Raw genomic sequence first — 24,493 nt, 5'->3', positions numbered from 1 at the left:
TGAATGGCTGCCATAGGCCAAATCGTCGAGCCGACGCCGTCTGGAGACGTTCTGTCCCGTGCGCAGAGCCGTGCCCGGCTGATCCCCGATTGCATGGTCGAGGCAAAGCGCATCGCCAATACGGTGATTTCCGGCTGGCACGGGCGCCGCAAGCGCGGCATCGGCGAAAACTTCTGGCAGTTCCGGCCCTATAGCGACGGCGAAAGCTTGTCGCGCATCGACTGGCGCCGCTCTGCCCGCGACGATCATACCTATGTGCGCGACCGCGAATGGGAGGCTGCCCACACCATCTGGCTCTGGGCCGACCTGTCGCCGTCGATGATGTACAAATCGAAATTCGGCTCGGTCTCCAAGGAGAGCCGGGCACTGGTGCTGATGCTGGCGCTTGCCGAAATTCTGGCCCGTTCCGGCGAGCGGATCGGCTGCCCCGGCGTGATGGAGCCGGTCTCTGCCCGCAACGCCGCCGAACGGCTGGCCAGCGCCTTGATGCATACACCGCTTTCCGGCGGCCTGCCGCAGACGGCGATGATCCGTGGCGCCAGCGATCTGGTATTGGTCGGTGACTTCCTTGATCCGGCCGATACAATCATGGCACAGCTCGGGCCGCTGGCCCGGCGCGGCCTGCGCGGCCATGTCATCGAGATTGCCGACCCGGCCGAGGAAAGCTTTCCCTATGCCGGACGCACCGAATTCACAGATCCGGAAACCGGCGAGAAGCTGACCGCCGGCCGCGCCGAAATCGTCCGCGACGACTATCGCCGCGCCTATATCGCAAGGCGCGACAGTCTTGGCGAAAACCTGCGCCATCTCGGCTGGACGTTCACGCCGCACCGCACCGATCACCTCGCCTCCGAGGCGCTGGTGGCCGTGCACATGTATCTCTCCGGCATGCCCGGACGCGCCACCCATGGAGGCCAGTTGTGAGCTTCCTGCCGTTCATCTTCGCCAATCCGCTGATGCTTGCCGCCCTCGTTGCCTTGCCGGCAATCTGGTGGCTCTTGCGCATGACGCCGCCAAAACCGGTGACAGAGGTGTTTCCGCCGCTGCGCATTCTCGCCAGCGTCCTGAAACGCGAGGAAACGCCGTCGAAAAGCCCGTGGTGGCTTACGCTGCTGCGCATGCTGATGGCCGCCGCCATTATCCTGGCCATTGCCGATCCGGTGTTCAATCCGCGCTCCAACACGCTGGCCGGCAACGGCCCGCTGGCGCTGGTGATCGACAACAGCTGGGCAACATCGACCGACTGGCAGCGAAGGGTCGAGACCGCCGACGCCCTCATCAACGACGCCGAGGAACGCGATCTGCCGGTCTCCGTCGTCTTTACCGCAGATCAGGACCACAATGCCGTTCCGGGATCGGCCTTGAGCGCCCGCAACCGCCTCGCCGCAGCCGCGCCGCAACCCCTGCGTCCCGACCGCGCCGCAGCGGTCAACGCCCTGAAGACTGGGCTTGACGGAACGGCGCCCGGCACGCTGGCTTTCCTGTCGGATGGCATCGCGGCGGCTGACGGCAAGATCACGGCCGAGCTCGCAGCGCTTTCGCCCGAAAATTTCAGGCTGATCGAAGGCAAGGATCAGGCCGTGGCGATCAGCAATTCCGCCAATGATGCCGAGGCGATGGTGGTCAGCGCCACCCGCCTCGACACAACTGCTGCGCGCACGCTGCCAATTACCGCCTATGACACACGCGGCCGGGCGATCGCCAATGGGTCGGTCGCCTTTGCCGCCGGCGAAGGTGTTGCCAGGGGCACGCTCGCCGCCCCCTTCGAACTGCGCAATGATTTTGCCCGCATCGCCATCGATGGCGCGGCCACGGCCGGCGGTACCTTCTTGCTCGATGACGGCTTCCGCCGCCGCCGCGTCGCACTTCTGAGCGGCGAGGCCCGCGACCAGTCGCAGCCGCTGCTCTCGCCGCTCTATTATATCAACCGGGCGCTTGCCCCCTATGCGGATCTAGTCCAGCCGAACGAAGCCGATATGGCGGTCTCGATCCCCGAACTTCTGGCCCAGAAACCGTCCATGCTGATCATGGCCGATATCGGCCGCCTGCCGGAAGAAACTTATGCGCCGATCACCAAATGGATCGAAAATGGCGGCACGCTGGTGCGGTTTGCCGGTCCGCGGCTCGCCGCCGCCCCCGCCGACGATCCACTGGTACCGGTGACGCTGCGGCAAGGCGAACGCGCATTGGGCGGCGCCCTCTCCTGGTCGGAACCGCAGCCGCTCGCCGACTATCCGGCGCTCAGCCCATTTGCCGGCATGCCGAAGCCGCAGGGCATCCTCGTCAAGCGTCAGGTGCTTGCCGAACCGACCGCCGATCTTTCATCGCGCACCTGGGCGAGCCTTGCCGATGGCACGCCGCTGGTAACAACGAAGACCCAAGGCGCTGGCCGCATCATCCTGTTCCATGTCAGCGCCGAGGCGACCTGGTCGAACCTGCCGATCTCGGGCGATTTCGTCGAGATGCTGCGCCGGAGCGTGCAACTGGCGCGCAGCGGCGGCGTGGCAAGCGACGGGACGGCCAAGGGCCAGACGCTGGCGCCGTACCGTCTGCTCAATGCCAATGGCATGCTGATCAGCGAGACCGGCAAGGCGCGGCCGCTGGACATTGCCGCCGGAACCACCCCGGTCTCCAGCGCCGAGCATCCACCCGGTCTCTACGGTTCCGAAGAAGGATTTACCGCGCTGAACCTTTTGCCCCGCGACACAGAGTTGAAGCCAATCGATGCCAGAGGCCTGTCTATTCCGTATACATCGGAGCCCCTCATCGGCGCCGAGGCCTGGTCGCTGAAGCCATGGCTGTTTGCCGCGGCGCTTATAATGTTGCTGATCGATTCCGCCGTGGTTCTGTTCATGGGCGGCGCCTTTGCCCGATTGAGAATGCCTGCAGCACCGGCGATAGCGCTGGCGCTCGCGGCAGGCTTACTGGTCGCGATCCCCGGCCAATCCCTGGCCGATGACAGCAAACCGGGCGACGACATCATCCTGCGGCAATTGGACAAGACCCATCTTGCCTATGTCATCACCGGCGAAGCCGATGTCGATCGTCTTTCCGAACGCGGTCTCGCGGGCCTTACCGAATTCCTGACCTATCGCACCACACTCGAACCCGGCCCGCCGATCGGCCTCGACATCGCCTCGGACGAACTGGCGTTCTACTCGCTGATCTACTGGCCGGTTTCCGCCAATGCCCCGATGCCGAGCCCGGCAGCAATCAGCCGGATCGATGCCTATATGCGCTCCGGCGGCACCGTGCTGTTCGACACGCGCGACCAGTTCTCGTCGCTCGGATCAGATAGCGGCAGCAGCCCCAATTCCGAACGGCTGCAGGCGATCCTTGCCGATCTCGACATTCCTCCGCTGGAACCGGTGCCGACCGACAACGTGCTGACCAAATCCTTCTATCTGTTGTCGAACTTCCCCGGCCGCTACAATGGCAGCCCGCTGTGGATCGAGGCGCAGCCGGACAATGGCTCGCAGCCGACCGGCAGACCGGCGCGTTCGGGTGACGGCGTATCGCCGATCATGATCACCGGCAACGATTTTGCCGGCGCCTGGGCGATCGACACCAATGGCATGCCGCTTCTGCCGACCGTGCCGCCGGACGAGCAGCAGCGCGAACTTGCCTTCCGCTCCGGCGTCAACATCATGATGTATATGCTGACCGGCAACTACAAGGCCGACCAGGTGCACATCCCCGCCCTGCTCGAACGGCTTGGCCAATGAGGGCGCGCGTATGACACTCGATTTCCAGCCGCTATTGCCCTGGCCTTTCATCGCTGTACTCGCGCTTGTCGCGGTGCTGTTGTCGGCGCTCGGCTTCTGGCGCGGTGTCCGTGGCGCAGCCTTCCGGACGGCGGCCCTTGCCGCCCTGTGCCTTGCCATCGCCAATCCGGTATTCTTCCAGGAGGAACGCCAGCCGCTCTCGACCATCGTCGGCGTCGTCGTCGACCGCAGCCAGAGCCAGGACAATGCCGGCCGCCGTGCCATGACCGACGAAGCCCTAGCGACGGTGAAGCAGCGGCTGGCGAAATTCCCGCAGATCGAAGCCCGCATCGCAGAAGCGACCGATGACGACAATACCGAAACGCCGTCGACCAAACTGTTTACGGCGCTACAGACGGCGCTCGCCGATGTGCCGCCCGCCCGCGTCGGCGGCGCGATCTTCATTACCGACGGCCAGATTCACGATGTTCCCGACATCAACCAGCCACTCGGCTTCGATGCCCCGATCCACGGTCTGATCACCGGCAAGCCGGACGAGTTCGACCGCCGCGTTGAGATCATCAGCGGTCCGCGCTTCGGCATTGTCGGTGAAGAACAGAAGGTGACGTTCCGCATCGCCGATGACGGCAAGGCGCCCGGCGGCACCGCGGAAGTGACCATCAGCCTCAACGGCAACGAGATCGCCACGGAAATGGCCGAGCCCGGCACCGATGTGCCCTTCGCTTTTACCGTGCCGCGCGGCGGCAACAACATTCTCGAATTCGCCGTAGCCCCTGTTGCCGGTGAAGTGACGGAGGCCAATAATCGCGCCGTTCACGTCATCGACGGCATCCGCGAAAACCTGCGCGTGCTGCTGGTGTCGGGCGAGCCACATTCGGGTGAACGGGCATGGCGCAACCTCTTGAAGTCCGACGCCGCCGTCGATCTGGTGCACTTCACCATTCTGCGGCCGCCGGAAAAGCAGGACGGCACGCCGATCAATGAATTGTCGCTGATCGCCTTCCCCACCCGCGAGTTGTTCGTCGAGAAGATCAAGGAATTCGACCTGATCATCTTCGACCGCTATCAACATCGCGGCGTGCTGCCGATCCTCTACTATGACAATATCGCGCAGTATGTCGAAAACGGCGGCGCCTTACTGATCGCCGCTGGCCCTGAACATGCGGGCAATGATTCGATCGCAACGACCCCGTTGTCGGCAGTGCTGCCCGCAAGCCCGACCGGCTTCATGAACGAAAAGGCGTTCTATCCGCGCCTGTCGGAAGAAGGAAAGAAACATCCAGTCACCCGCGGGCTGGAAGGTGCCGACAGCGAGCCGCCGCATTGGGGCCGCTGGTTCCGCACGGTCGATGTCGACAAGCCGCTCGGCCAGACCGTCATGCAGGCCGCCGATGGCAAGCCGCTGCTGGTGCTGAACCGCGTTGGCAAGGGCCGCGTCGCCATGTTGCTCTCCGACCAGGGCTGGCTCTGGGCACGCGGCTTTGAAGGCGGCGGCCCGAGCGTGCCGCTCTATCGCCGCACCGCCCACTGGCTGATGCAGGAACCGGCGCTGGAGGAAGAGGCCTTAACGGCACATGCCAGCGGCCGCACACTGGAAATCGCCCGCCAGACCATCGCCGGTGATCCGGGCCTGGCCACGCTGACCTATCCCTCGGGCAAGACAGAGGAAATCACGCTCAACGAAGGCGAACCCGGCCTCTACAAGGCCGGCGTCCGCACCGCCGAGACCGGCCTTTTCGAAGTCACCAATGGCGAACTCAACACGCTGGTGCATGTCGGCAGCGTCGATGCACCTGAATTCAAGGCAACGATCTCGACCACTGACACGCTTGCTCCCTGGGCGGAAAAGACCAAGGGATTGGTGCAACGCCTCGCCAATGCCGAAGGTCTGGTCGATGTGCCGCAGATCCTGCCGGTCCGCGGCACCGTCCGCGTTGCCGACGATCAGCGCATGTCGCTGCGCCTGACCGACGAGACTGTGCTGAAGGGCATCAATTCGCTGTCGCTGTTTGCCGGTTTCCTCGGGCTTGCGGCCCTGCTGTTCGTGCTGTCGGCGACATGGCATCGCGAGGGTCGGTAAATTTATTCGCGGCGGCGGCACTCCACCGCGTGCGTGTCCTTCACCTATATGCACGACAACTGTCTATTTACCGGTAACGGCCCCTCATCCGGCCTATCGGCCACCTTCTCCCCGTGAACGGGGAGAAGGGACAAGCGGCAAACTCCGTCATCCCTCTCCCCGCTCGCGGGGAGAGGGTTAGGGTGAGGGGCGGAAGCGTCATAGCGCTTGGTGTTCTCCTATCCCCTTAAAGCCTCTTCCGGATCGGATCGAATTCCGGTCCCGCTTTGCGCCTGACCGGATCAGGCTTGCCCTCGTCGATGGCCTCCCAGTATTTCCAGTTGACCTTCTGCGAGCCGAGCTCGTAATCCATGCCATCCCAGCTGTCCTCGCGAAAACTGTAGAAGGCCCAGTGCAGCTTGCTGCCGTCGAGCGAGGTCAGCACATCCTCGAGATAGGTCTTGCAGCCCTCCCAACGACGCATGCAGCCAAACTCACCTGCGACCATGCGGTTGCGCGGCACGTTGTGGCTGTCGGCCCAGTCGACCGGCTGCTGCAGATAGGCGGCGACCCGTTCACGGTTCCAGGTTTCTTCCGTCTCGCCGAACGGGACCTTGCCCGGATAGGCATAGGGCTTGTCACGTTTCATGTTCGGCGCGCTGGTGGCGGCGTAAGGTTCGTACATATGGAAGCTGTAGAGCACCTTGTCGTCGGCAAGCGGTTTGGGCCAGTAGCTAAAGGCATCGGCCGCCGCATACCAGCCGGCGTCTGCCATGATCGGGGTCGAGGGATCGGCTTCGCGGATGGCCTTGATCACCGTGTCGTAAAAGGCCGGAAGATCGCGCGCCGTATCGGTCTGCTGGGCATACCAGGTCTTCATCGCATCAGTGCCGCCATGTTCGGCAACGCCGTTGTTCTTTTCCGGCGCCGGTTCGTTGATGATGTTGTAGGCGGCAACGCCCGGGTGGTCCTTGAGGGCTGTGGCGAGGTCCTTCCAGAAGGAAGCCGCCTGCCCCCACCAGACCTTGTCCTGCCAGATCCGGCCATCGAATGTGTTGCCGTTGTTCTGTGCCCAGCGCATTCCCGGCAGGGACAGGGGCGTGATCACCACCTTCAGCCCCGCCTTCCCGGCCCGGTCGAGCGTCGCCTTCAGCGTCGCCACGTCCTGCGCCGGAATACCTTCGTATTTGTCGGCATCACCGATCAGGAAGTCGCGTTTAGCCGGCTTCCACTTGTCGTAGGACAGCCGTACCCAGGTGGCGCCATAGCCTTTCAGGGCATCGAAATAGGCTTGATCCGGTGGCAGCCGGTTGAAACTGTTGCCACCATGCCGCGGCTTGTCCCAGAACTCGATGAGATCGGCAGAAGATGCCGAGGTAGCAAGAAGAAGCGAGGCGAAGAAGGCGGGCAGCAGACGCATAGACAAATATCCCGGTTGCGATGGCCGGGATATTCGCAGTCACTGTGGCGGAATTGGGAAGCCGGCTGCGTTATCCGCCGATAATCCCCGGCGAGGAAATCACGCCCGCCATTGGATCTCGCCCTTCAGGCCCGCATGAACGTCCTCAGTCATCGGTACGACCAGAACCCGATTGGGATCAACCGGCCCCGGAAAGGTCAGCGCGCCACAGGCGACTTTCTCGAAACCGAGCGGCTGATAATAGGGCGGATCGCCGACGAGGATGACGCATTCCGAACCATTGCGCCGCGCGGCCTCAACTGCAATGCGCACGAGCTCGCGGCCGATGCCCCGGTTCTTGTGCGAGGGGCGAACGGCGAGCGGACCGAGCAGATGGCCCTTGATCGTGCCCGCCATTACCGGGGTCATCCGCACGGAGGCAATCGTTTCACCATCGTCGGCGCAGACGAAGGACAGCGCGAGATCATGCGGCCCCTGCTCGCGGATGCGGGCGGCGGCGCGGGCAAAACGGCCGGGGCCGAATGCTTCTTCATTGATAATGTCGATGGCTGCGTCGTGGGAAGCGTCTTCAGTGAGATAGACGAGGTCGTGCTTTTTCATGAACATCGGGAAACCGGGCATACGAGACAAAAATATGATGGCTTCGCCCTCAGGGGCGTTTGCAGCATCAGCGTCGTCGTGGGCTTCCCGGGAAAAACATCAACTTTGATCCGTGTTCAAAAAAATTCTGCATGGCCGGATAGCAGAAAAATACGCCACGTCAAAGCCTAAAACGCACTGTTCAGCTTTTGCGGACTATATGCACGAAATTGATGCGCTATCTATAGATCATGAATTCACAGACAGGTGGCGCTTTCGCCGCAGGAGATTGACGATGGGCATGCTGGTTGATGGCGTCTGGCAGGACGTCTGGTACGATACCAAGGAAACCAAGGGACATTTCAAGCGGGCTGCATCGCAGTTCCGCAACTGGATCACCGCCGACGGCTCGGCTGGCCCGACAGGCGAAGGCGGCTTCAAGGCCGAGGCCGGACGTTACCACCTCTACGTATCGCTTGCCTGCCCCTGGGCGCACCGCACGCTGATCTTCCGCAAGCTGAAGAAGCTGGAAGACCTGATCACCGTCTCGATCGTCGATCCGTTGATGCTGTCGAAGGGCTGGGAGTTCAAGAATGAGATCGGCGGCACCGTCGATCACCTGTTCGGCTCGGACGCGCTCTGGCAGGTCTATGTGAAGGCCGATCCGCATTATTCCGGCCGCGTCACCGTGCCGGTGCTCTGGGACAAACAGCAGAACAAAATGGTGTCCAACGAATCCTCGGAAATCATCCGCATGTTCAACTCCGCCTTCGACGGCTTGACCGGTTCGAACGACGATTTCTATCCGCAAGACCTTCGCGCAGAAATCGACGGCCTGAACGAACGTATCTACGGCGCCGTCAACAACGGCGTCTACAAGGCTGGCTTTGCCACGGCGCAGGACGCCTATGCGGAGAACGTCACGACGCTGTTCGAGGTGCTGGACGAGCTTGAAGTGCGCCTTTCAACGCGGCGCTACCTCAGCGGCGACCGGACCACCGAGGCCGACTGGCGGCTGTTCACCACGCTGGTGCGTTTCGATCCGGTCTATGTCGGCCACTTCAAGTGCAATATCCGCCGCATCGCCGATTACCCGAACCTGCAGGGGTATCTGCAGGATCTCTATCAGGTGGCCGGCGTCGCCGAGACGGTCAACATGCGCCACATCAAGGAGCATTATTACCGCAGCCACACGATGATCAATCCGACCGGGGTCGTGCCCGTTGGACCGGTCCTTGCCCTCGACGCGCCACATGGCCGCGAGAAGCTCGCTGCCTGACCTACCAGAATTCGGCTGGCGGAGCGCTTCCTGAGAGTTCCGCTAAGCGCCGGCGCGTCGCAGGCGTCGTTGCCGCCGGCAGGTCATCCAGCGCAAAGAAGCCGCTCTCGACGATTTCCATATCCGGTTTCTTCGGCGAAACCTGGCGGACATTGCGGCAGCGGTAGAAGATCACGTGGTCGCGATTGCTGGTCTGGCGGTTGAAATAGACGTGGAAAAGCTCGGGCGAGCCGCTCATCTCGAGATTTCCCTCCTCGCGCAATTCCTTCACGAGTGCCTGCAAGGCCGTCTCACGCCGCTCCAGCCCACCACCCGGCATATGCCAGCCGGGCACATAGGAATGCCGGAGAAGAAAAACGCGGCCTTCGGCATCGAAGCAGGCAGCGCGCACGCCTATCGTCATGCCGCGTGCGATCGCGAAATAACTGTGGGCCACGCGTGTCACGAGCCTTGATCTCCAACTGCGCATTTCCGGCGGCGCTTCGCTCATGCCGATCCGGCTCCTTTCGTCATTGTCACGCCGAGGATAAAGCGTCTGGAATGATTCCCCTTTTCGGGAATATGCGCTAGGTACGAAGGATGTTCAAACTCGCCCATATTTCCGACATTCATCTCGGCCCCCTGCCCGATCTATCCTTCCGCGAACTCGCATCGAAACGCATTACCGGCTTCGTCAACTGGCACCGCAACCGGCGCAACCATCTGGTCGGCGATACGCTCAACCTGCTTATGGATGAAATCGAGCGGATCGATCCTGATCATCTGGCAATCACCGGCGATCTGGTCAACCTCGCCTCCTCGCGCGAAATCGAGGTCGTGACGGAATGGCTGCGCGAAGCCGGCACGCCGGAAAACATCTCGATCGTGCCCGGCAATCACGATGCCTATGTACCGGGTGCCTATGAGAAGACCACTAAGGCCTGGTATCCCTATATGCGCGGCGAGCGCGGACCGGCGGAGTGGGACGAGGATTTTCACTGCTATCCCTATCTGCGCGTGCGTGGACCCGTGGCGCTGATCGGCTGCTCGACGGCAGTCGCCACACCGCCCTTTGCCGCCAGCGGCTATTTCGGCAGCCGCCAGGCGCGCGACACCGTCAACCTGCTGCGTGCGGCAGGCGAAGCCGGTCTGTTCCGCGTGGTGATGATCCATCACCCGCCGATCCGTGGCGCCACATCCCTGCACAAGCGCATGCTCGGCATCCGCCGCTTTGCCGCGACGATCACCGCTGGCGGTGCCGAACTGGTGTTGCACGGGCATACGCACCTGAACACGGTCTATTCCCTCAAAGGCCAGGTTAAACCCGTGCCTGTCGTCGGCATCGCATCGGCTTCGCAGGGTCGTGGCGGAAAGAAGCCGCCGGCCGGGTTCAACCTGTTTTCGATCTCCGGCAGTCCGGGACAGTGGAACGTCATCCGCGAGCGGTTCGAGCTGACAATGGACAGCCGCTCGGTGACCCTGGTCGAAACCACCCGGCTCTGATCGCCCTATCGTTACTCGCCAAGCACCGAAAAAAGACTATGCTCGCGAAATAATCGGTGCTGGTCATCCGTCCTACAGGGCTGACCGTAAGAAGGAGAATGCTGACATCGGCAGATGTCATGCGCAATCCGGCTTGCCGGTATCAGTTTCAGCCAGGGAGATGACCATGATCCACAGCAAGACTGCAATGATCGCCTTGTTCTCAGCCGCCTCTGTCTTCGCGCTCGGCCAGGCGGCCTGGGCTGCAGGCGAGGACACGACTGCCCCACCGGAAAAAACCAAGACCTCCACCGAATGCAAGGCCGGTAAGATCTGGGACAAGGACAAGAAGGAATGCGTCAATGCCAAGAAGAGCGGCCTTGACGACGATATCCTGTTCAAGGCGGCCCGCGAACTGGCCTATGCCGGCCAGTATGAAAACTCGCTCAAGGTGCTCGATGCCGTCAAGGACCAGAACAGTGCCCGCATCCTCAACTATCGCGGCTATTCCAACCGCAAGGCGGGACGCATGGAACTCGGCATGAGTTTCTACAAGCGCGCGCTGCAGGCGGACGAAAACTATATCCTTGCGCGGTCCTATATGGGCCAGGCACTGCTTGAACAGGGCAAGGTCGAGGAGGCCAAAGCGCAGCTGATCGAAATCCGCGACCGCGGTGGTGAAAACAGCTGGGCCTATCGTGCGCTGCTCGAATCGCTGGGCGGCGTTCGCCACTATTGATAACAATCGGGCCGGGTTGCGCTAACGCATTGCCCGGCCTGACATTTGACGTTGAGAAACGTCCCCGAAGTGGCAAAATGTGCCCTTCCAATACGCTGCCGACTTGCAGACCATGGGTCAAATGTTTCATATCAACCGGCGTATATTTCGACCGGACGAATAAAACCCCGATCCGGAACGTTTTCTTTGGAAGAGCAATGCGTCCAGCGGCAGAATCGAACGAATTCCGACGGGACTTGGTCAGCGTGCTGCCCAAGTTGCGCCGTTTCGCGATGACGCTGACGCGCAATGCGGCCGATGCCGATGATCTGGTTCAGGAGGTTTGCGAGCGTGCAATCACCCGTTACCACCTGTGGAACGGCGAAGGACGGCTTGAGAGCTGGATATACGCAATGACACGCAACCTTTGGATCGACGAGATCAGAAAGCGCCGGGTGCGCACCGGCAGCGGCACGGTCGATGCCTCCGAGCAGGATGAACTCTCGATCGAGGCCTCCGGCGAAAAGGCTGTCTACGTCAATCAGCTGCAGAAAATGATCCTCTCCATGCCGGAGGGGCTGGCGAGCGTTTTCCTTTTGGTGAACATCGAAGGGCATTGCTACCGGGAAGCGGCCGACATCCTGAAGATACCGATCGGAACGGTGATGAGCAGGCTTTCGACCGCGCGCTTGCGCCTGGCCGCAATGATTACAGAGACGACGGAAAGGAGGGCCTGAACGTTGCAAAGCACGAAAGGGCTCCCGCTCGACGTTCGCCTGTCGGCCTATATCGATGGCGAAGTCAATGAAGCGGAACGCAAGGAACTGGAACAGCTGGTGGCGCGCGATGACGAGGCCCGGCGGATACTTGACATGCTGCAGGCCGGAAATGCCTTCGGCAACAAGGCGTTCGAGGAATTCCTTCACGATCCGGTGCCGTTGTCGCTGGTTCGCCGGATCAAGCAGGGACCGGGCGTCAATCCGAAGATCGAACGCGTCGTGACCGCCGCGCCGCGCCAGGCAAAGCAGCGCCTGTGGCCGCGCGCACTTGCTGCCTCGGTCGCCTTGCTGCTTGTCGGCGGTTCAACCGGTTTCATCATCGGCAAGACCAGCAATGACGATACCCAGCCAGTGAACGTGGCCGCTGCCCGCACATGGCTCGACGATATCGCCGACTATCACCGCGTCTATGCGCGCCAGACGGCAGAACATCTGGTGGAAGTTCCGGCCTCTGCCGAAGGCAAGATCGAGGGCTGGCTGGCTTCGAATGTCGGCGTAAACTTCTCGCTGCCGGACCTGAGCGACAAGGGCCTGACATTCGAAGGCGCCCGCCTGCTGGTCGCGGCCGGCAAGCCGGTGGCTCAGCTGATGTACAAGGACCAGGATGGCGACGTTTTTGCGATCTGTTTTTTGAAGAGCATGCCGGGCGACACCGACGGCAAGATGACCGAAAGCATGCGCGACGATATCGCGATGATTTCATGGCAAAAGGCAGGCGTATCTTATGTCGTGGTCGGCCCCTCATCGGATGCCAATCTCCACCAACTCGCCACCGCTGTCTCGACCGCGATCTGAAGACCTGCCATTATCATTGCAAAGGGCCGCATCCGATGAGGAAGCAGCCCTTTTTTGTTTGAATCAGCTCTTTCAAGGAACCGCGTAAACGGTTGGATTAATTGGATTTCTGCCCATCACCCGGTTGGCTGCCGAAACAATAGCTTCGAGAGATGCTGCGACAATGTTTGTATTGATCCCGACCCCGAACAGCTTTCCGCCGGGATATTCAACTTCGACATAGGCGATAGCCGCCGCATTCGAGCCGTGCTGCAGCGAATGCTCGGAATAGTCGGCAACCGACATGTCGACGCCGAGATAGATCGACAGAGCATTGATGAAGCCATCGATCGGGCCGGTACCCTTGCCTTCGATCCGCTTGGTTTCGCCATTGTCGGTAATTTCGGCTGCAACGACGCGGACGCCCTTGTGTTCGCCGACCGGATAGGTGTGGTGATCGACAAAACGGATGCGCGCATCCGGCTGATCGACATAACGCTCGATGAAGCGGCCGTGGATCGCCTTCGACGGCAGTTCCTTGCCGAATTCGTCGGTAATGCGCTGGATGTCCTCGCGGAACTCGACCTGCAGATTACGCGGCAGGTTGATGCCGTAATCCTGCTGCAGGATATAGGCGATACCGCCCTTGCCCGACTGCGAGTTGATCCGGATGATCGCCTCATAGGAGCGGCCGACATCCTGCGGATCGATCGGCAGATAGGGCACTTCCCACTGCGGCTTGTTGGCAACCTTGATCGCCTTCATGCCTTTGTTGATCGCGTCCTGGTGCGAGCCGGAGAAGGCCGTATAGACCAGTTCGCCGACATAAGGATGGCGCTCGGGGATGACCATCTGGTTTGAATATTCGTAGACTTCCTTGATCCGCTCGATATCGGAGCAATCCAGCTCTGGATCGATGCCTTGGGTGAACATGTTCAGCGCCAAGGTCACCACATCCACATTGCCGGTGCGCTCGCCATTGCCAAACAGTGTGCCTTCAACGCGGTCGGCACCCGCCATCAGCGCCAGTTCGGTGGCGGCGATGCCCGTACCGCGGTCGTTATGCGGGTGCAGCGAGATGATCAGGTTTTCGCGATTGTCGAGATTGCGGCACATCCATTCGATCTGGTCGGCATAGACGTTCGGCGTCGCCATTTCGACGGTCGAGGGCAGGTTGAGGATCAGCTTGTTGTCGGCCGTCGGCTGGATAATCTCGGCAACCGCGTTGCAGATTTCCAAGGCCACCTCCAGCTCGGTGCCGGTAAAGCTCTCCGGCGAATACTCGAACCGGAAACCGCCGCCTGCCTTGGCAGCCATGTCGGCAATCATCTTGGCCGCGTCTGTGGCGATCTGCTTGATGCCCTTGACGTCCTTGGCAAACACCACACGGCGTTGCAACTCGCTGGTAGAATTATAGAAATGCACGATCGGCTTGGTAGCACCCTGCAGCGATTCGAACGTGCGGGTAATCAGCTCGGGGCGGCACTGGACCAGCACTTGCAAGGAAACATCGGCGGGAACATTGCCCTCTTCGACGCACCAGCGGGCAAAGTCAAAATCGGTCTGCGAGGCCGACGGGAAACCGATCTCGATTTCCTTGAAACCCATGTCGAGCAGCAGCTGGAACATCCGGGCCTTGCGGTCGTGACCCATCGGGTCGACCAGCGACTGGTTGCCGTCGCGCAGATCGACCGAGCACCAGATCGGCGCCTTGGTGATGGTATTGCCCGGCCAGGTGCGGTCGGGAATATTGATCTGCGGATAGGGCTGATACTTGACCGCGGCCTCGGGCATGCCCTGCTTTACGGTATGGGACTTCATGATCATTGCGGCTTCTCTTCATCTGTGAGGCGCATAGCCCGCATGCAATAACCGATCGACGGTCGCATTGCGACGGCAAAATGCTGGCTCTCGGGTTCTTTTCGTATCTGGAATTCAAAGGATGCAAGGAGCTGGGGCCGGTGGGCTTTGGGCCACCGGGCGCTCCTTCAAAGAACCCGGCAACCGCGTGTAAGGCCGAGAAGAAGAAGCGAGGTAAAGGCGCGCGAACGCTCCGCAAAGGCGATCTGCCCGCGGGAAGCCTGTTCGACGATGATGGCGCCTGTCTTCAACATGAGGCTTGTATAGCCGCAGATAATTTTCAGGGCAAGGGAGGTGTTTGGAAAAAGGCAAGGACAGGAGCTTTGATCCGATTCAGAGTACGCCAAATGCAGTTATAGTACCCGCATGAGCGAAATCCCGATTAGCATCGCTAAGGACAAGTTTTCCGAGCTTGCTCGCCGTGCCGAAGCCGGGGAGACGATCACGATTACCCGCTTTGGCAAGCCGGTCATGGACCTCGTTCCATTGAAGCCGAGCGTCGGCTCCAACCATCCCGAAGAACCGTTGACAACCTTTTCGACACCAAAGCGTTAAGCGCAGTTTCTTAAGAAAAAACCCCGCCAGGCGACCAGCGGGGTTTAAAATGCTTCGAATATCGAGCAGCCTTAGATATCGGCAGCCGATGTGACGATGCGCGAGACGAGGCCATAGGACTTGGCTTCCTCGGCGGAGAGCCAGTAGTCGCGATCCGTGTCCTTGGCGATCTTTTCGACCGGCTGGCCGGTGGCTTCAGCGAAGATCCGGTTCAGGCGCTCGTTCATCTTGATGATTTCGCGGGCCTGGATCTCGATGTCGGACGCCATGCCGCGCGTACCGCCAGAGGGTTGATGAAGCAGGAAGCGGGTGTTCGGCAGGCAAATGCGTCGTTCCTTCGGAGCCGATACATAGATCAGCGCACCGGCGGAAGCGACCCAGCCGGTTCCGATCATCCAAACCTTCGGCTTGATGAACTTGATCATGTCGTGGATCGAATCGCCGGATTCGACGTGTCCACCCGGCGAGCTGACGAAGATGCGGATATCGTCATCGCTGGCGGCCGCAAGCGCCACGAGCTGCGAGCAGACCTTCTGCGCCAGTTCCTGATTGATCGGGCCATAGATGAAAATCGAGCGCGACTTGAAAAGGTTCGCCTCAGTCTCTTTGCCCAAAGTCAGTTCCTTAACCTTGTCGTCGTCTTCTTCGTTCATGCGAACTCTCCCGCGAAATAAATTCAAATGTCCTGCCGCTGTCAGATAAGGCGACTCGACTGCGAAAACAATGCAACAAAAGCGGATGCCGATGAAAGCCCAATCCGCAACACCCTGCGGCTATGGTAAAGATGCCGTCTAAGGCAATTGCCGTATAGACAGCGATCCATCGCCAAATAAGATGCCCAGGTCATGAATTCGCATCCGGCGGGGGTGCCTCCCACATTCCCTGCCCACCAATGGGGACAACAATGAAAAGACGCCTTCTTCTCGCCGCCTCGGCCTTCGCAGCCTCGACCACACCTGCCTTTGCCCATCTCGATCCAGCCGAACACGGGTCGCTGCTGGCGGGTTTTACCCATCCTCTATCGGGTCTTGACCATATCCTCGTGATGATCGCCGTCGGCCTCTGGGCAGTACAGATCGGTGGACGCGCGCTGTGGGTGGTTCCCTCCGCCTTCGTCGGCACCATGGCCTTCGGCTTTGCGCTGGCGATGGCCGGCGTTCCCCTGCCCTTCGTCGAGCCCGCGATTCTCGCTTCCGTCGTCGCCCTTGGCCTGCTCGTCGCCATGGCCGTTCGCATGGAAACCGCCGCCTGCCCCGCCGTCGTCGGCGTCTTCGCGCTGTTCCACGGCTATGCCCATGGGGGCGAGCTGGGTGCCGCTGTCGCCCTGCCCTTCAGCACCGGCTTTGTGATCGCAACAGCGTTGTTGCATGCCGCCGGTATCGGCCTGGGTCTTGGCATCAGCCGGCTGTCGTCCGGCCGGGTCGTCTCGCGCATTCTCGGTGGCCTCACCGCATTCGCCGGGCTGGCGCTGATCTTCAACTGATCCGCACTTCAGCGGGAAACGGCGGAGCAAAAGCCCGCCGTTTTTTTCGTTTCAGCCGCGTCCGCGATAGGGCTGCACGCCCTGATCCGGCAGCCAAAGCCCTTCCGGCGGGGCGCCCGTCTGCCAGAAGACATCGATCGGGATGCCGCCGCGCGGATACCAGTAGGCGCCGATCCGTAGCCATTTCGGAGCCAGAAGATCGACCAGCCGCTTGGCGATATCGAGCGTGCAGTCCTCATGGAACGCACCATGGTTGCGAAACGAGTGCAGATAGAGTTTCAACGACTTGGATTCGACCAGCCAGCCATCCGGCACGTAATCGATGACGATATGGGCGAAATCCGGCTGGCCGGTCATCGGGCAGAGCGAAGTGAATTCCGGTGCCGTGAAGCGGACGACGAAATCCGTGCCGGCATGGCTGGTCGGAACGCGCTCGAGTACGGCCTCTTCCGGATTCTGAGGTGCCGCTACATTCTGCCCGAGCTGGGACAGACCGGAAACATCGGTTGTTGTCATGATCTCAATCCTTCGATGACTTTGACGCGGATGCCGTGGGCCTTTTCGCCTTCGGGCTCGACATGAATGGCAATCTTGGCGCCGGCGTGAACCTCGCGGATGGCATCTTCAAGGCGGTCGCAGATGTCATGCGCCTCCCGCACGGGCATGGCCGCCGGAACGACCATGTGGAAATCGACGAAAATCACCGCGCCCGCCTCGCGGGTCTTCAGGTCGTGCACACCGAGAGAACCGGTCGCGTTGGCCGCAATCGCCTTTTTGATCGCGTCTTCTTCCTCTGCCGGAACAGCTTTGTCCATCAAACCGTCCACCGAGCGGGCGATGACCTTCCAGCCCTGATAGAGAATGTTGCAGGCAACCAGCACGGCAAGAAGCGGGTCAAGTACCGCATAGCCGGTGAGAATGGCGAGCACCAACCCGATGAGGACGCCAACCGAGGTGACGACATCGGAAAAGATATGATGGCCATCGGCCGTCAGTGCCGGCGAGCGCAAGGCAGCGCCAGCGCGGATCAGCGTATAGGCCCAGATCGCGTTGATGATACCCGCCACAAGGTTGATGGCCAGACCAAGTACCGGCGCTTCCGGCAGCTTTGGCGCCAGAACGGCGGGGATCGCTGCGGCGACGATCAACAGGGCCGCGACAACAATCAGCACGCCCTCGACGACGGCGGAAAAATACTCGGCCTTGTAATGACCGAACGGGTGTCCGGCGTCTGCCGGCTTGGCGGCATAACCGATGACGACGAAGGCGACGATCGCGGCAACGACGTTGACGATCGACTCCAGACCGTCCGAAAGCAGCGCCACCGAGCCCGTCACCCACCAGGCAAGCATCTTCAGACCCAGCACGGCGATTGCCAGCGGAATGCCCCAGAACGCCAGGCGTTGTGCCTTGTTTCCCTGAATTTCAGTCGCCATCGCTTATTCCTTCGTCCCACAAAAAGAACCGCCGCGCCATTTCGGGCGCGGCGGTTTTCAACCTGCGTCCATGCTTGCTCAGGCAGCCTTGATCTTCGCCCGTTTGGCCAGATGCGCCACCACGTTCTCGATCATCCGCATGCCGGCATCGCCGCCTAGCGTCATGATCGATTCCGGGTGGAACTGCACCGCTGCGATCGGTTCCTTGGTATGCTCGATGCCCATGATCGTGCCGTCATCGCTTTCAGCCGTGATCATGAAATCCCGCGGCAAGGTCGAGGGATCGGCAAAGATCGAGTGATAGCGGCCGACTGTGACTTCCTTACCGAGACCGGAAAAGACGATGCCGGGCTCGAGCACGCGAATGCGCGACGGCTTGCCGTGCATCGGCACCGCTAGCTGGCGCAACTCGCCGCCGTAAGCTTCGGCCAATGCCTGCAGCCCGAGGCAGACACCGAAGATCGGCAGATCATGGGCACGCGCCTTCTTGATCGTCGCCTTGCAATCGAAATCCTTCGGCTTGCCCGGACCGGGCGACAAAACAACGAGATCGGGTTTCACCCGATCGAAGACCTCGTCGGAGACCGGCGAGCGGACCGTCGTGACCGTCGCGCCCGTCTGGCGGAAATAGTTGGCCAGCGTATGGACGAAACTGTCCTCGTGATCGACGAGCAGGATCTTGACGCCGGTACCGACAGGGGCGACATCGCGGCCGGTGCCACGGCTGTTGGCTGACTTTGCGTCGCGGATCGCTGCGATCATGGCGGATGCCTTCAGTTCGGTTTCGGCTTCTTCTTCTTCCGGGTTGCTGTCGTTGAGCAGCGTCGCGCCGGCCCGCACCTCGGCTATGCCGTCCTTGATGCGTATGGTGCGCAGCGTCAGTCCCGTGTTCATGTCGCCGTTGAAGCCAACCATGCCGATGGCACCACCGTACCAGAGCCGGGCGCTCTTTTCATGGCTCTCGATGAAGCGCATCGCCCACAGCTTTGGTGCACCGGTGACGGTGACGGCCCAGGCATGCGACAGGAAGCCGTCAAAAGCGTCCATATCGTCGCGCAGGCGGCCCTCGATATGATCGACAGTATGGATCAGGCGCGAATACATCTCGATCTGGCGGCGACCGATCACCTTGACCGAACCGGGCACGCAGACTCTGGACTTGTCGTTGCGATCGACGTCCGAACACATGGTCAGCTCGGATTCGTCCTTCTTCGAATTCAGCAGCTTGAGGATCTGTTCGCTATCGGCGATCGGATCGTCGCCGCGCTTGATCGTGCCGGAAATCGGGCATGTCTCGATGCGGCGGCCGGAGACGCGCACGAACATTTCCGGCGAGGCGCCGACCAGATATTCCTGGTTGCCGAGATTGATGAAGAAGGAATAGGGCGACGGATTGATCGCCTTCAGCCGGTTGGAAATTTCCGACGGCTTGCTTTCGCAGCGCTCGTAGAACTTCTGGCCCGGAACCACCTCGAACAGATCACCGCGGCGGAAGCTTTCCTTGGCCTTGGTGACCAGCTCGGCATATTCGCCGGGACGATGATCGCCATGCGGCGGGATGCTGTCGACGGTCTGGAAGGGTTCGGGAGCGATATCGCCGGCCTTGCCGTCAGTCGTCTTGCCGTCCTTGGCAAAGTCATAGCGGTCGATCCAGGCCTTGGCGGCATAGTGATCGACAACGAGAATTTCGTCCGGCAGGAACAGCACCATGTCGCGCTGGTCGTCAGGACGCTTCAGCTTCAATTCGATCGCGTCGAACTGGAAGGCCAGATCGTAACCGAAAGCACCGTAGAGGCCGAGATTGGCGTCTTCCTGCGAATAGAACAGATTGGTGACCGCGCGCAGGACGGTAAACACCGTCGGCATTTTCGAGCGTTCTTCCTCGGTGAACACCCGGTCCGGCATGTTGATGGTAAGATCGAGACGGCGCGCCGTCGCAGTGCCGAGCGTGATATCGGCAACACCGGCCAGATGCGCCGAGACCATCTCCAGCAAGGCTTCGCCGCGCTCGTTATAGGCTTCGATCCATAGTGCGCGGCCGAAGGAGGAGATGGCGAGGGGCGGATCGACGATCGCCGTGTCCCAGCGCGTGTAGCGGCCCGGATATTCGTAGTTGGAGGAGAAGACCGCGCCCCGGCGCTCGTCGAGCCTGTCGACATAGCTGGAGATCGCTTCACCATAAGGGGCCTCGCGCCGCCGGCGGGTGACGGAAATGCCCCCCTTGGTGGTATAGGCTTCCGCACCGTCTGCAAGAATTGTCGTCGCCATCTGTCGCTCCGTTCAGGCCCGTCATTCCTGCGGCCCGAATACAAAAAAGCCGCCTCGAAACTTCCGGGCGGCTTATCGTCTCAATCACGCATGACTGGTCAAGGCCGCTTTAGCGAGCCCACCACCAGATTGCAATGTTGCGTGCCTGTGTCATGGCGGAATTGTTAGCGTGAGACGCAGAATTGTGCAAGCGGGCGCCGGCGGAAAAATGGAGGCGCGATTTCCGCGGCGCCCTTCTGCATCTTATGCCGGCAGCCGGGTGGACATATGTGCCTGCACGCCCTTCGGGTCGGCAGCAAAGGCCGTTGCGACGGTGCGGGTCAGTTCGCCCGGGAAAACCTCCTCGACGCCCGCCTCGACGGCATCGAGCGTTTCGCTGACGACCTCCAGCGGCTGCAGGCGCGGTTCCGGCAGGCTGCGGCCCATGTCGGTCTCGACCTGCACCGGCATCGTGACGACAACCTGCGTACCTTGGCTGAGCAATTCCGCCCGGATAGAGCGGCTGGCGGCAAGACCTGCGGCCTTCGACGCCGAATAGGTGCCGGCCGATGGCAGCGTCACCAGCGACAGTAAGGACAGGACATTGACGATGCTGCTCTGGGAAGCCTTGGCGAGGATCGGTGCAAACTCCTTCGACAGCGACAGCACGCCGAAATAGTTGACGTCCATTTCCTGCCGGGCGATCGACAGATCCGGCGCGGAGATGACCCCCTGCCCGCCGGCAAAACCGGCATTGTTGATCAGCAGCGTGACATCGGTTGCCACCTTGGCGGCATCGGCGACATCGGCAGCATTGGTCACATCAAGTTTGAGCGGCACGAGGCGAGCGGGATCAAGCGCGACAAAATCTGTGAGCGAAGCCGGATCGCGGGCACCGAGATAGATTTTCTTCGCGCCGCGGCGCAGCAACTCAGTGACGAATTCCCGGCCGATGCCGCGATTGGCACCGGTGACGAGAGCAACAGCATTTTCGATTTTCTGGGGCATCATTTCTTCCTTCTATATGTGCATATGCACTATATTGGCTGTTAAAAAAGCCGGAGACAGTCCGGCTTTGGTTATCACGCAGCTTTCCCGGACGGGATGGCGAGAAGCATCTCGCGCAGATTGTCGGCGCGCTCGACTCCGACTAGCTCGGCATATTCCGCCTGCGCAGCATGCCAGCATTCGACGCCTTCCGACAGTTTCTGCTGCCCGTTGGCCGAGAGCGACAGCAAAAGCTTGCGCGACCCCTTGCCTTCCGGTTCGCTGACCACGTAGCCATCGCGTTCCAGCGGTTTTAAAGCCCGCACCAATGTCGTGCGATCCATGACCATCGCTTCGGCCATCTCCGCCATGCCGGCCTTCCCCACTTCGGCAATATAGACCATCAGCGAGAACTGTGCCGCTGTGATCTCTGCCCGCGCATAATGCCGCTCGTAAAGCTGCGACACGAAACGGGCAGCCTGACGAATGGCGAAACAATTGCAGGCGGCGATGGACGATTGCGTTTTCATGAAGCCAACATATATGTGCATATGCACTTTGTCAATCACTTTCTTAAACAAGAAAAGGAGCGGTCATGATGAACCGCTCCCTGATATTCGTTTGATAGGCAAGCCTGAAGCTTAGAAACGCTGCGTCAGCGAGATCTTGAAGGTCCGGCCCGGCTCGGAATAGAAATCGCGCGGTTGCGAGGCGGAACTCGCAAGATTGACCTCCCGGACACCCAGCGCGTTAAAATACTTCTTATCGAAAATATTATAGACACCGGCCTGAACGCGAAGGCCGGACACGGCTTCCGGCGTCCACCATCCCGTCATATCGACGATACCATAGCCCGGCGCATCGAATGTCGAAGCGACACCGTCATCCGGCATGGCAGAGGACGCCGTCATCGAAAGGTCCACACCGAACGTATCCTGGCTGTAGCCAGCACCGATGATTGCCTTGAAGGGAGCGACCGAACGCAGACGCTTGTCGGTGTCTCCGTTCTTGCCATAGGCATAGGCCAGCGAACCGTGAATATTGAAGCCATTGTCGAAGGTCTTGACCGCACTGGCCTCGATACCGGAAATCCTGACACTGCGGACGTTGGTGTAGTTGAACTCCATGATCCCTGTCGCGGGATTGGTGGTCGTGACGGTATCGATGAAGTTGTCATAGGTGTTGTGGAATGCAGCAACGCGCCCTGTCAGACCACCGGTGTCGAAGTTTGTACCGATCTCGATACCGTTGCCGGTTTCCGGCTTCAGGTTGGGGTTTCCAAGTTGGGCATAACGGCCACCGGGGTTGTAGAAGCGAGCGTAGAGTTCGTCGACGGTCGGAGCACGGTAGGCCATCGACCATTGTGCGAATAACTCGACTTCAGGTGTCACATCATATGTGGCGAGCAGCTTCGGTGAAATGCGCGCTCCATCACGATCCTTCGGCGCACCGAATAAAACAGCGCCAGAGTTGTTTTGGAAACCACCACCAGCCGACGCATCATAGTCGAACCAGTCGAAGCGCAGCCCAGGTGTAAGCGCGAAGGCGCTCTCGCCCATCGAAATACGATCCTCGATGGTAGCACCGACAGTTGTGCTGGTCACATTCGGGATTTCAGACTGATTGTTCAAAGACGGGCAAGTCGTCGTGCACAGGGCCCAGGTATACTGGTTCCATTTGGAACGGGCCGCATCCAGACCAACGGTCACGGAATGATCGAAACCGCCATATTCGAAGTCTTTGGTAGCACTGCCGCTAAAGCCAAAGGTCTTGTTGCTGATCGAATTGTCGCGGCCGTAGGCCACATTCGCCGTCGTGCGGCCATTCGAGCCGGACGACCGCTCCAGCTCCTGCCAGTAAAGCGTAGCACGCGCAACGCGGAAGGCTTCGTCGGATGACAATGCCTCGTAATCATAATCGAGCGAAACGCGCTTGCGCGAACGGTCTTCAAAACTGTTGTAGTTACCGATGGCATAAGCACGGGGAGCCCCCTGCTCCGTCCTCTGATCGAAATCAGCATCGCGCCGGAAATTTTCTGCCGTCAGACCGATGCGGTGGCCGCCCTCGAGTTGCTGACGTACCTTGAAAAGCAAATTGCTCTGGTCGAAATCGGCCGGGTTCGGTTCGGTACGGGTATTGCCGTAGCTATCGACGGTACCCCGGTTGTCGCGCTCATGACCCTTGCGATAACCGCCCTGGAACAGAACCGAAGTATTGCCGAACTTCTTCGCTCCGGCAATAGAACCGGAAAGGCTTTCGTCTTCGCTGTCGTAGACAGACTTGACGATACCACCCCAATCGCGGCCTTCGCCGATAAGGTCTTCAGGCTCCAGTGTCCGCAGCACAATGGCGCCACCCAGCATGCCCGAACCACCACGGCTCGAATCCGCACCACGGACAACGTCGAGCGCTGACAGAGAGGAGAAATCAAATGTATCGCCGCCGCCGTTCGCGTTGATGGTCGCGAAGGCGCCCTGGCGTGCGCTGTTGGAGAGATAAGGAACTGGAATACCGTCAATGACCGTTACAATGCGCGGGCCGGAAAGACCGCGCAGATTGATACCGGCATCGGCGCGCGAAGCATTGATGCCCGGATCGACGCTGCGGCCGAGGTCATCGAGATCGGTGACCTGCTTCTCCTCAATGGTCTTTTCATCGATTTCGGTCGCCAAAGGCGTATCTGCAATGCTGCCCACGGGCGCGGTCGTTGTGCGGCGGGGACCTTTGACCACGATTTTATTCAGGGTGGTCGCACCGCCGTCCGCGTCGGCAGCCGTTGCCTGGGCGTCTTGTGCGAACGAAATTTTCGGCAGGAGAGCTGCAGAGGAGAACGCCACGCATGCCAAAAGAGCCGCGCAGTGATGCCGGGTAATCATGGATCAATCCTTTGATAAAGTCACCGGGCTGGCTGCTGAGGCATTCTGCTCAAGGGGCTGGCTGGGTATTGGCGTGGAAGCATTGGAGAGCAGCCAATGAGGACTGCCTGTATGCATCGATTAAAAAACATGACTATTATTGTCAACAAATAATTGTCGTATTTTTGTCAGATTTTGATCTGCCCACGCGAAGTGTTTCGATTTGGCAACGATCCGGCGCTCTACAGCTGCAATGCAACCCTTTCCTGCCCAAAT

The 24,493-nt window shown here is 60.6% G+C and carries 22 protein-coding genes; 10 read left to right on the top strand and 12 right to left on the bottom strand.

The features are described from left to right. The first annotated feature begins 3 nt into the window (after positions 1–3). Genes ACP7E0_RS00790 through ACP7E0_RS00780 form a run of 3 tightly spaced genes read left to right on the top strand, consistent with a single transcriptional unit; the run spans position 4 to position 5,805 of the window. Positions 4–924: a DUF58 domain-containing protein gene (locus tag ACP7E0_RS00790; protein WP_426122336.1), complete on the top strand. Its 921-nt coding sequence runs from the start codon at positions 4–6 to the stop codon at positions 922–924. Next, positions 921–3,725, top strand: coding sequence for a DUF4159 domain-containing protein (locus tag ACP7E0_RS00785; protein ID WP_426122335.1), 2,805 nt, complete (start codon positions 921–923; stop codon positions 3,723–3,725). The genes ACP7E0_RS00790 and ACP7E0_RS00785 overlap by 4 nt, the downstream gene beginning before the upstream one ends. 10 nt (positions 3,726–3,735) lie before the next feature. Beyond that, complete coding sequence (locus ACP7E0_RS00780) at positions 3,736–5,805, top strand: hypothetical protein (RefSeq protein WP_426122334.1); 2,070 nt, start codon at positions 3,736–3,738, stop codon at positions 5,803–5,805. A 226-nt stretch (positions 5,806–6,031) separates the two neighbouring features. Here the strand turns inward: ACP7E0_RS00780 and ACP7E0_RS00775 are convergent, their stop codons facing one another. Further along, positions 6,032–7,204: a glycoside hydrolase family 5 protein gene (locus ACP7E0_RS00775; protein WP_426122333.1), complete on the bottom strand. Its 1,173-nt coding sequence runs from the start codon at positions 7,202–7,204 to the stop codon at positions 6,032–6,034. A 99-nt stretch (positions 7,205–7,303) separates the two neighbouring features. After that, on the bottom strand, positions 7,304–7,804 hold the full coding sequence (locus tag ACP7E0_RS00770; RefSeq protein ID WP_426122331.1) for a GNAT family N-acetyltransferase: 501 nt from the start codon (positions 7,802–7,804) through the stop codon (positions 7,304–7,306). Positions 7,805–8,078: 274 nt separating this feature from the next. On the opposite strand from ACP7E0_RS00770, the gene ACP7E0_RS00765 reads away from it, so the two are divergent. Further along, a complete protein-coding gene (locus tag ACP7E0_RS00765; RefSeq protein WP_426122330.1) occupies positions 8,079–9,062 on the top strand; it encodes a glutathione S-transferase family protein in 984 nt (327 codons plus the stop codon). Between the two features lies 1 nt (position 9,063). Here ACP7E0_RS00765 and ACP7E0_RS00760 read toward each other — a convergent pair whose 3' ends face one another. After that, a complete protein-coding gene (locus ACP7E0_RS00760) occupies positions 9,064–9,552 on the bottom strand; it encodes an NUDIX domain-containing protein (protein WP_426122329.1) in 489 nt (162 codons plus the stop codon). Positions 9,553–9,641: 89 nt separating this feature from the next. Between ACP7E0_RS00760 and ACP7E0_RS00755 the strand changes: the two genes are divergently transcribed. From ACP7E0_RS00755 to ACP7E0_RS00740, 4 genes are all read left to right on the top strand, one after another. Next, positions 9,642–10,544 carry a metallophosphoesterase family protein gene (locus ACP7E0_RS00755; RefSeq protein ID WP_426122327.1) on the top strand — a complete coding sequence of 301 codons (903 nt, stop codon included), beginning with the start codon at positions 9,642–9,644 and terminating at the stop codon, positions 10,542–10,544. Between the two features lie 166 nt (positions 10,545–10,710). Next, the gene (locus ACP7E0_RS00750) at positions 10,711–11,262 is read left to right on the top strand and encodes a tetratricopeptide repeat protein (protein ID WP_426122326.1); all 552 of its coding nucleotides are present in this window, start codon (positions 10,711–10,713) and stop codon (positions 11,260–11,262) included. 197 nt (positions 11,263–11,459) lie between these two features. After that, positions 11,460–11,978, top strand: a complete 519-nt coding sequence (locus tag ACP7E0_RS00745; RefSeq protein ID WP_426122325.1) for an RNA polymerase sigma factor — start codon at positions 11,460–11,462, stop codon at positions 11,976–11,978. 3 nt (positions 11,979–11,981) lie between these two features. Then, entirely contained in the window at positions 11,982–12,815 is an 834-nt protein-coding gene (locus ACP7E0_RS00740; RefSeq protein WP_426122324.1) for an anti-sigma factor family protein, read from the top strand. A 72-nt stretch (positions 12,816–12,887) separates the two neighbouring features. Here ACP7E0_RS00740 and leuA read toward each other — a convergent pair whose 3' ends face one another. Both leuA and ACP7E0_RS00730 read right to left on the bottom strand, forming a co-directional pair. Next, positions 12,888–14,621 carry a 2-isopropylmalate synthase gene (leuA, locus tag ACP7E0_RS00735; RefSeq protein WP_426122323.1) on the bottom strand — a complete coding sequence of 578 codons (1,734 nt, stop codon included), beginning with the start codon at positions 14,619–14,621 and terminating at the stop codon, positions 12,888–12,890. 161 nt (positions 14,622–14,782) lie between these two features. Further along, entirely contained in the window at positions 14,783–14,908 is a 126-nt protein-coding gene (locus ACP7E0_RS00730) for a hypothetical protein (protein ID WP_426122321.1), read from the bottom strand. A gap of 112 nt (positions 14,909–15,020) precedes the next feature. On the opposite strand from ACP7E0_RS00730, the gene ACP7E0_RS00725 reads away from it, so the two are divergent. Next, positions 15,021–15,209, top strand: coding sequence for a type II toxin-antitoxin system Phd/YefM family antitoxin (locus ACP7E0_RS00725; RefSeq protein ID WP_426122320.1), 189 nt, complete (start codon positions 15,021–15,023; stop codon positions 15,207–15,209). 71 nt (positions 15,210–15,280) lie between these two features. Here ACP7E0_RS00725 and ACP7E0_RS00720 read toward each other — a convergent pair whose 3' ends face one another. Then, the gene (locus ACP7E0_RS00720; RefSeq protein ID WP_426122319.1) at positions 15,281–15,862 is read right to left on the bottom strand and encodes an ATP-dependent Clp protease proteolytic subunit; all 582 of its coding nucleotides are present in this window, start codon (positions 15,860–15,862) and stop codon (positions 15,281–15,283) included. 251 nt (positions 15,863–16,113) lie between these two features. On the opposite strand from ACP7E0_RS00720, the gene ACP7E0_RS00715 reads away from it, so the two are divergent. Beyond that, the gene (locus ACP7E0_RS00715) at positions 16,114–16,692 is read left to right on the top strand and encodes a HupE/UreJ family protein (protein WP_426122318.1); all 579 of its coding nucleotides are present in this window, start codon (positions 16,114–16,116) and stop codon (positions 16,690–16,692) included. Positions 16,693–16,743: 51 nt separating this feature from the next. On the opposite strand, the gene queF is transcribed toward ACP7E0_RS00715, so the two are convergent. The 6 genes from queF to ACP7E0_RS00685 form a co-directional block, all read right to left on the bottom strand. Further along, entirely contained in the window at positions 16,744–17,208 is a 465-nt protein-coding gene (gene queF, locus ACP7E0_RS00710) for a preQ(1) synthase (RefSeq protein WP_426122317.1), read from the bottom strand. Beyond that, positions 17,205–18,128: a cation diffusion facilitator family transporter gene (locus ACP7E0_RS00705; protein WP_426122316.1), complete on the bottom strand. Its 924-nt coding sequence runs from the start codon at positions 18,126–18,128 to the stop codon at positions 17,205–17,207. Before ACP7E0_RS00705 ends, queF begins: the two co-directional genes overlap by 4 nt. 78 nt (positions 18,129–18,206) lie before the next feature. Further along, a complete protein-coding gene (locus tag ACP7E0_RS00700; RefSeq protein WP_426122315.1) occupies positions 18,207–20,396 on the bottom strand; it encodes an anthranilate synthase in 2,190 nt (729 codons plus the stop codon). A gap of 243 nt (positions 20,397–20,639) precedes the next feature. Further along, positions 20,640–21,386: an SDR family NAD(P)-dependent oxidoreductase gene (locus tag ACP7E0_RS00695; RefSeq protein ID WP_426122313.1), complete on the bottom strand. Its 747-nt coding sequence runs from the start codon at positions 21,384–21,386 to the stop codon at positions 20,640–20,642. A gap of 71 nt (positions 21,387–21,457) precedes the next feature. After that, entirely contained in the window at positions 21,458–21,892 is a 435-nt protein-coding gene (locus ACP7E0_RS00690; RefSeq protein ID WP_426122312.1) for a MarR family winged helix-turn-helix transcriptional regulator, read from the bottom strand. A 111-nt stretch (positions 21,893–22,003) separates the two neighbouring features. Beyond that, entirely contained in the window at positions 22,004–24,238 is a 2,235-nt protein-coding gene (locus ACP7E0_RS00685) for a TonB-dependent hemoglobin/transferrin/lactoferrin family receptor (protein WP_426122310.1), read from the bottom strand. Positions 24,239–24,493: the final 255 nt, after the last annotated feature.

Source organism: Pararhizobium sp. PWRC1-1, assembly GCF_049897905.1.
Lineage (GTDB): Bacteria > Pseudomonadota > Alphaproteobacteria > Rhizobiales > Rhizobiaceae > Pararhizobium.
Note: the sequence above shows the minus strand (reverse complement) of the source record. Positions and strands in the feature narration are given on the sequence as shown.

Excerpts from the sequence above, each read along its gene's own strand:
- ACP7E0_RS00790 (WP_426122336.1), top strand. The coding sequence starts at position 4 with ATGGCTGCCATAGGCCAAATCGTCGAGCCGACGCCGTCTGGAGACGTT.
- ACP7E0_RS00780 (WP_426122334.1), top strand. The coding sequence starts at position 3,736 with ATGACACTCGATTTCCAGCCGCTATTGCCCTGGCCTTTCATCGCTGTA.
- ACP7E0_RS00775 (WP_426122333.1), bottom strand. The coding sequence starts at position 7,204 with ATGCGTCTGCTGCCCGCCTTCTTCGCCTCGCTTCTTCTTGCTACCTCG.
- ACP7E0_RS00770 (WP_426122331.1), bottom strand. The coding sequence starts at position 7,804 with ATGAAAAAGCACGACCTCGTCTATCTCACTGAAGACGCTTCCCACGAC.
- ACP7E0_RS00765 (WP_426122330.1), top strand. The coding sequence starts at position 8,079 with ATGGGCATGCTGGTTGATGGCGTCTGGCAGGACGTCTGGTACGATACC.
- ACP7E0_RS00760 (WP_426122329.1), bottom strand. The coding sequence starts at position 9,552 with ATGAGCGAAGCGCCGCCGGAAATGCGCAGTTGGAGATCAAGGCTCGTG.
- ACP7E0_RS00755 (WP_426122327.1), top strand. The coding sequence starts at position 9,642 with ATGTTCAAACTCGCCCATATTTCCGACATTCATCTCGGCCCCCTGCCC.
- ACP7E0_RS00750 (WP_426122326.1), top strand. The coding sequence starts at position 10,711 with ATGATCCACAGCAAGACTGCAATGATCGCCTTGTTCTCAGCCGCCTCT.
- ACP7E0_RS00745 (WP_426122325.1), top strand. The coding sequence starts at position 11,460 with ATGCGTCCAGCGGCAGAATCGAACGAATTCCGACGGGACTTGGTCAGC.
- leuA (WP_426122323.1), bottom strand. The coding sequence starts at position 14,621 with ATGATCATGAAGTCCCATACCGTAAAGCAGGGCATGCCCGAGGCCGCG.
- ACP7E0_RS00730 (WP_426122321.1), bottom strand. The coding sequence starts at position 14,908 with ATGTTGAAGACAGGCGCCATCATCGTCGAACAGGCTTCCCGCGGGCAG.
- ACP7E0_RS00725 (WP_426122320.1), top strand. The coding sequence starts at position 15,021 with ATGAGCGAAATCCCGATTAGCATCGCTAAGGACAAGTTTTCCGAGCTT.
- ACP7E0_RS00720 (WP_426122319.1), bottom strand. The coding sequence starts at position 15,862 with ATGAACGAAGAAGACGACGACAAGGTTAAGGAACTGACTTTGGGCAAA.
- ACP7E0_RS00715 (WP_426122318.1), top strand. The coding sequence starts at position 16,114 with ATGAAAAGACGCCTTCTTCTCGCCGCCTCGGCCTTCGCAGCCTCGACC.
- queF (WP_426122317.1), bottom strand. The coding sequence starts at position 17,208 with ATGACAACAACCGATGTTTCCGGTCTGTCCCAGCTCGGGCAGAATGTA.
- ACP7E0_RS00705 (WP_426122316.1), bottom strand. The coding sequence starts at position 18,128 with ATGGCGACTGAAATTCAGGGAAACAAGGCACAACGCCTGGCGTTCTGG.
- ACP7E0_RS00700 (WP_426122315.1), bottom strand. The coding sequence starts at position 20,396 with ATGGCGACGACAATTCTTGCAGACGGTGCGGAAGCCTATACCACCAAG.
- ACP7E0_RS00695 (WP_426122313.1), bottom strand. The coding sequence starts at position 21,386 with ATGATGCCCCAGAAAATCGAAAATGCTGTTGCTCTCGTCACCGGTGCC.
- ACP7E0_RS00690 (WP_426122312.1), bottom strand. The coding sequence starts at position 21,892 with ATGAAAACGCAATCGTCCATCGCCGCCTGCAATTGTTTCGCCATTCGT.
- ACP7E0_RS00685 (WP_426122310.1), bottom strand. The coding sequence starts at position 24,238 with ATGATTACCCGGCATCACTGCGCGGCTCTTTTGGCATGCGTGGCGTTC.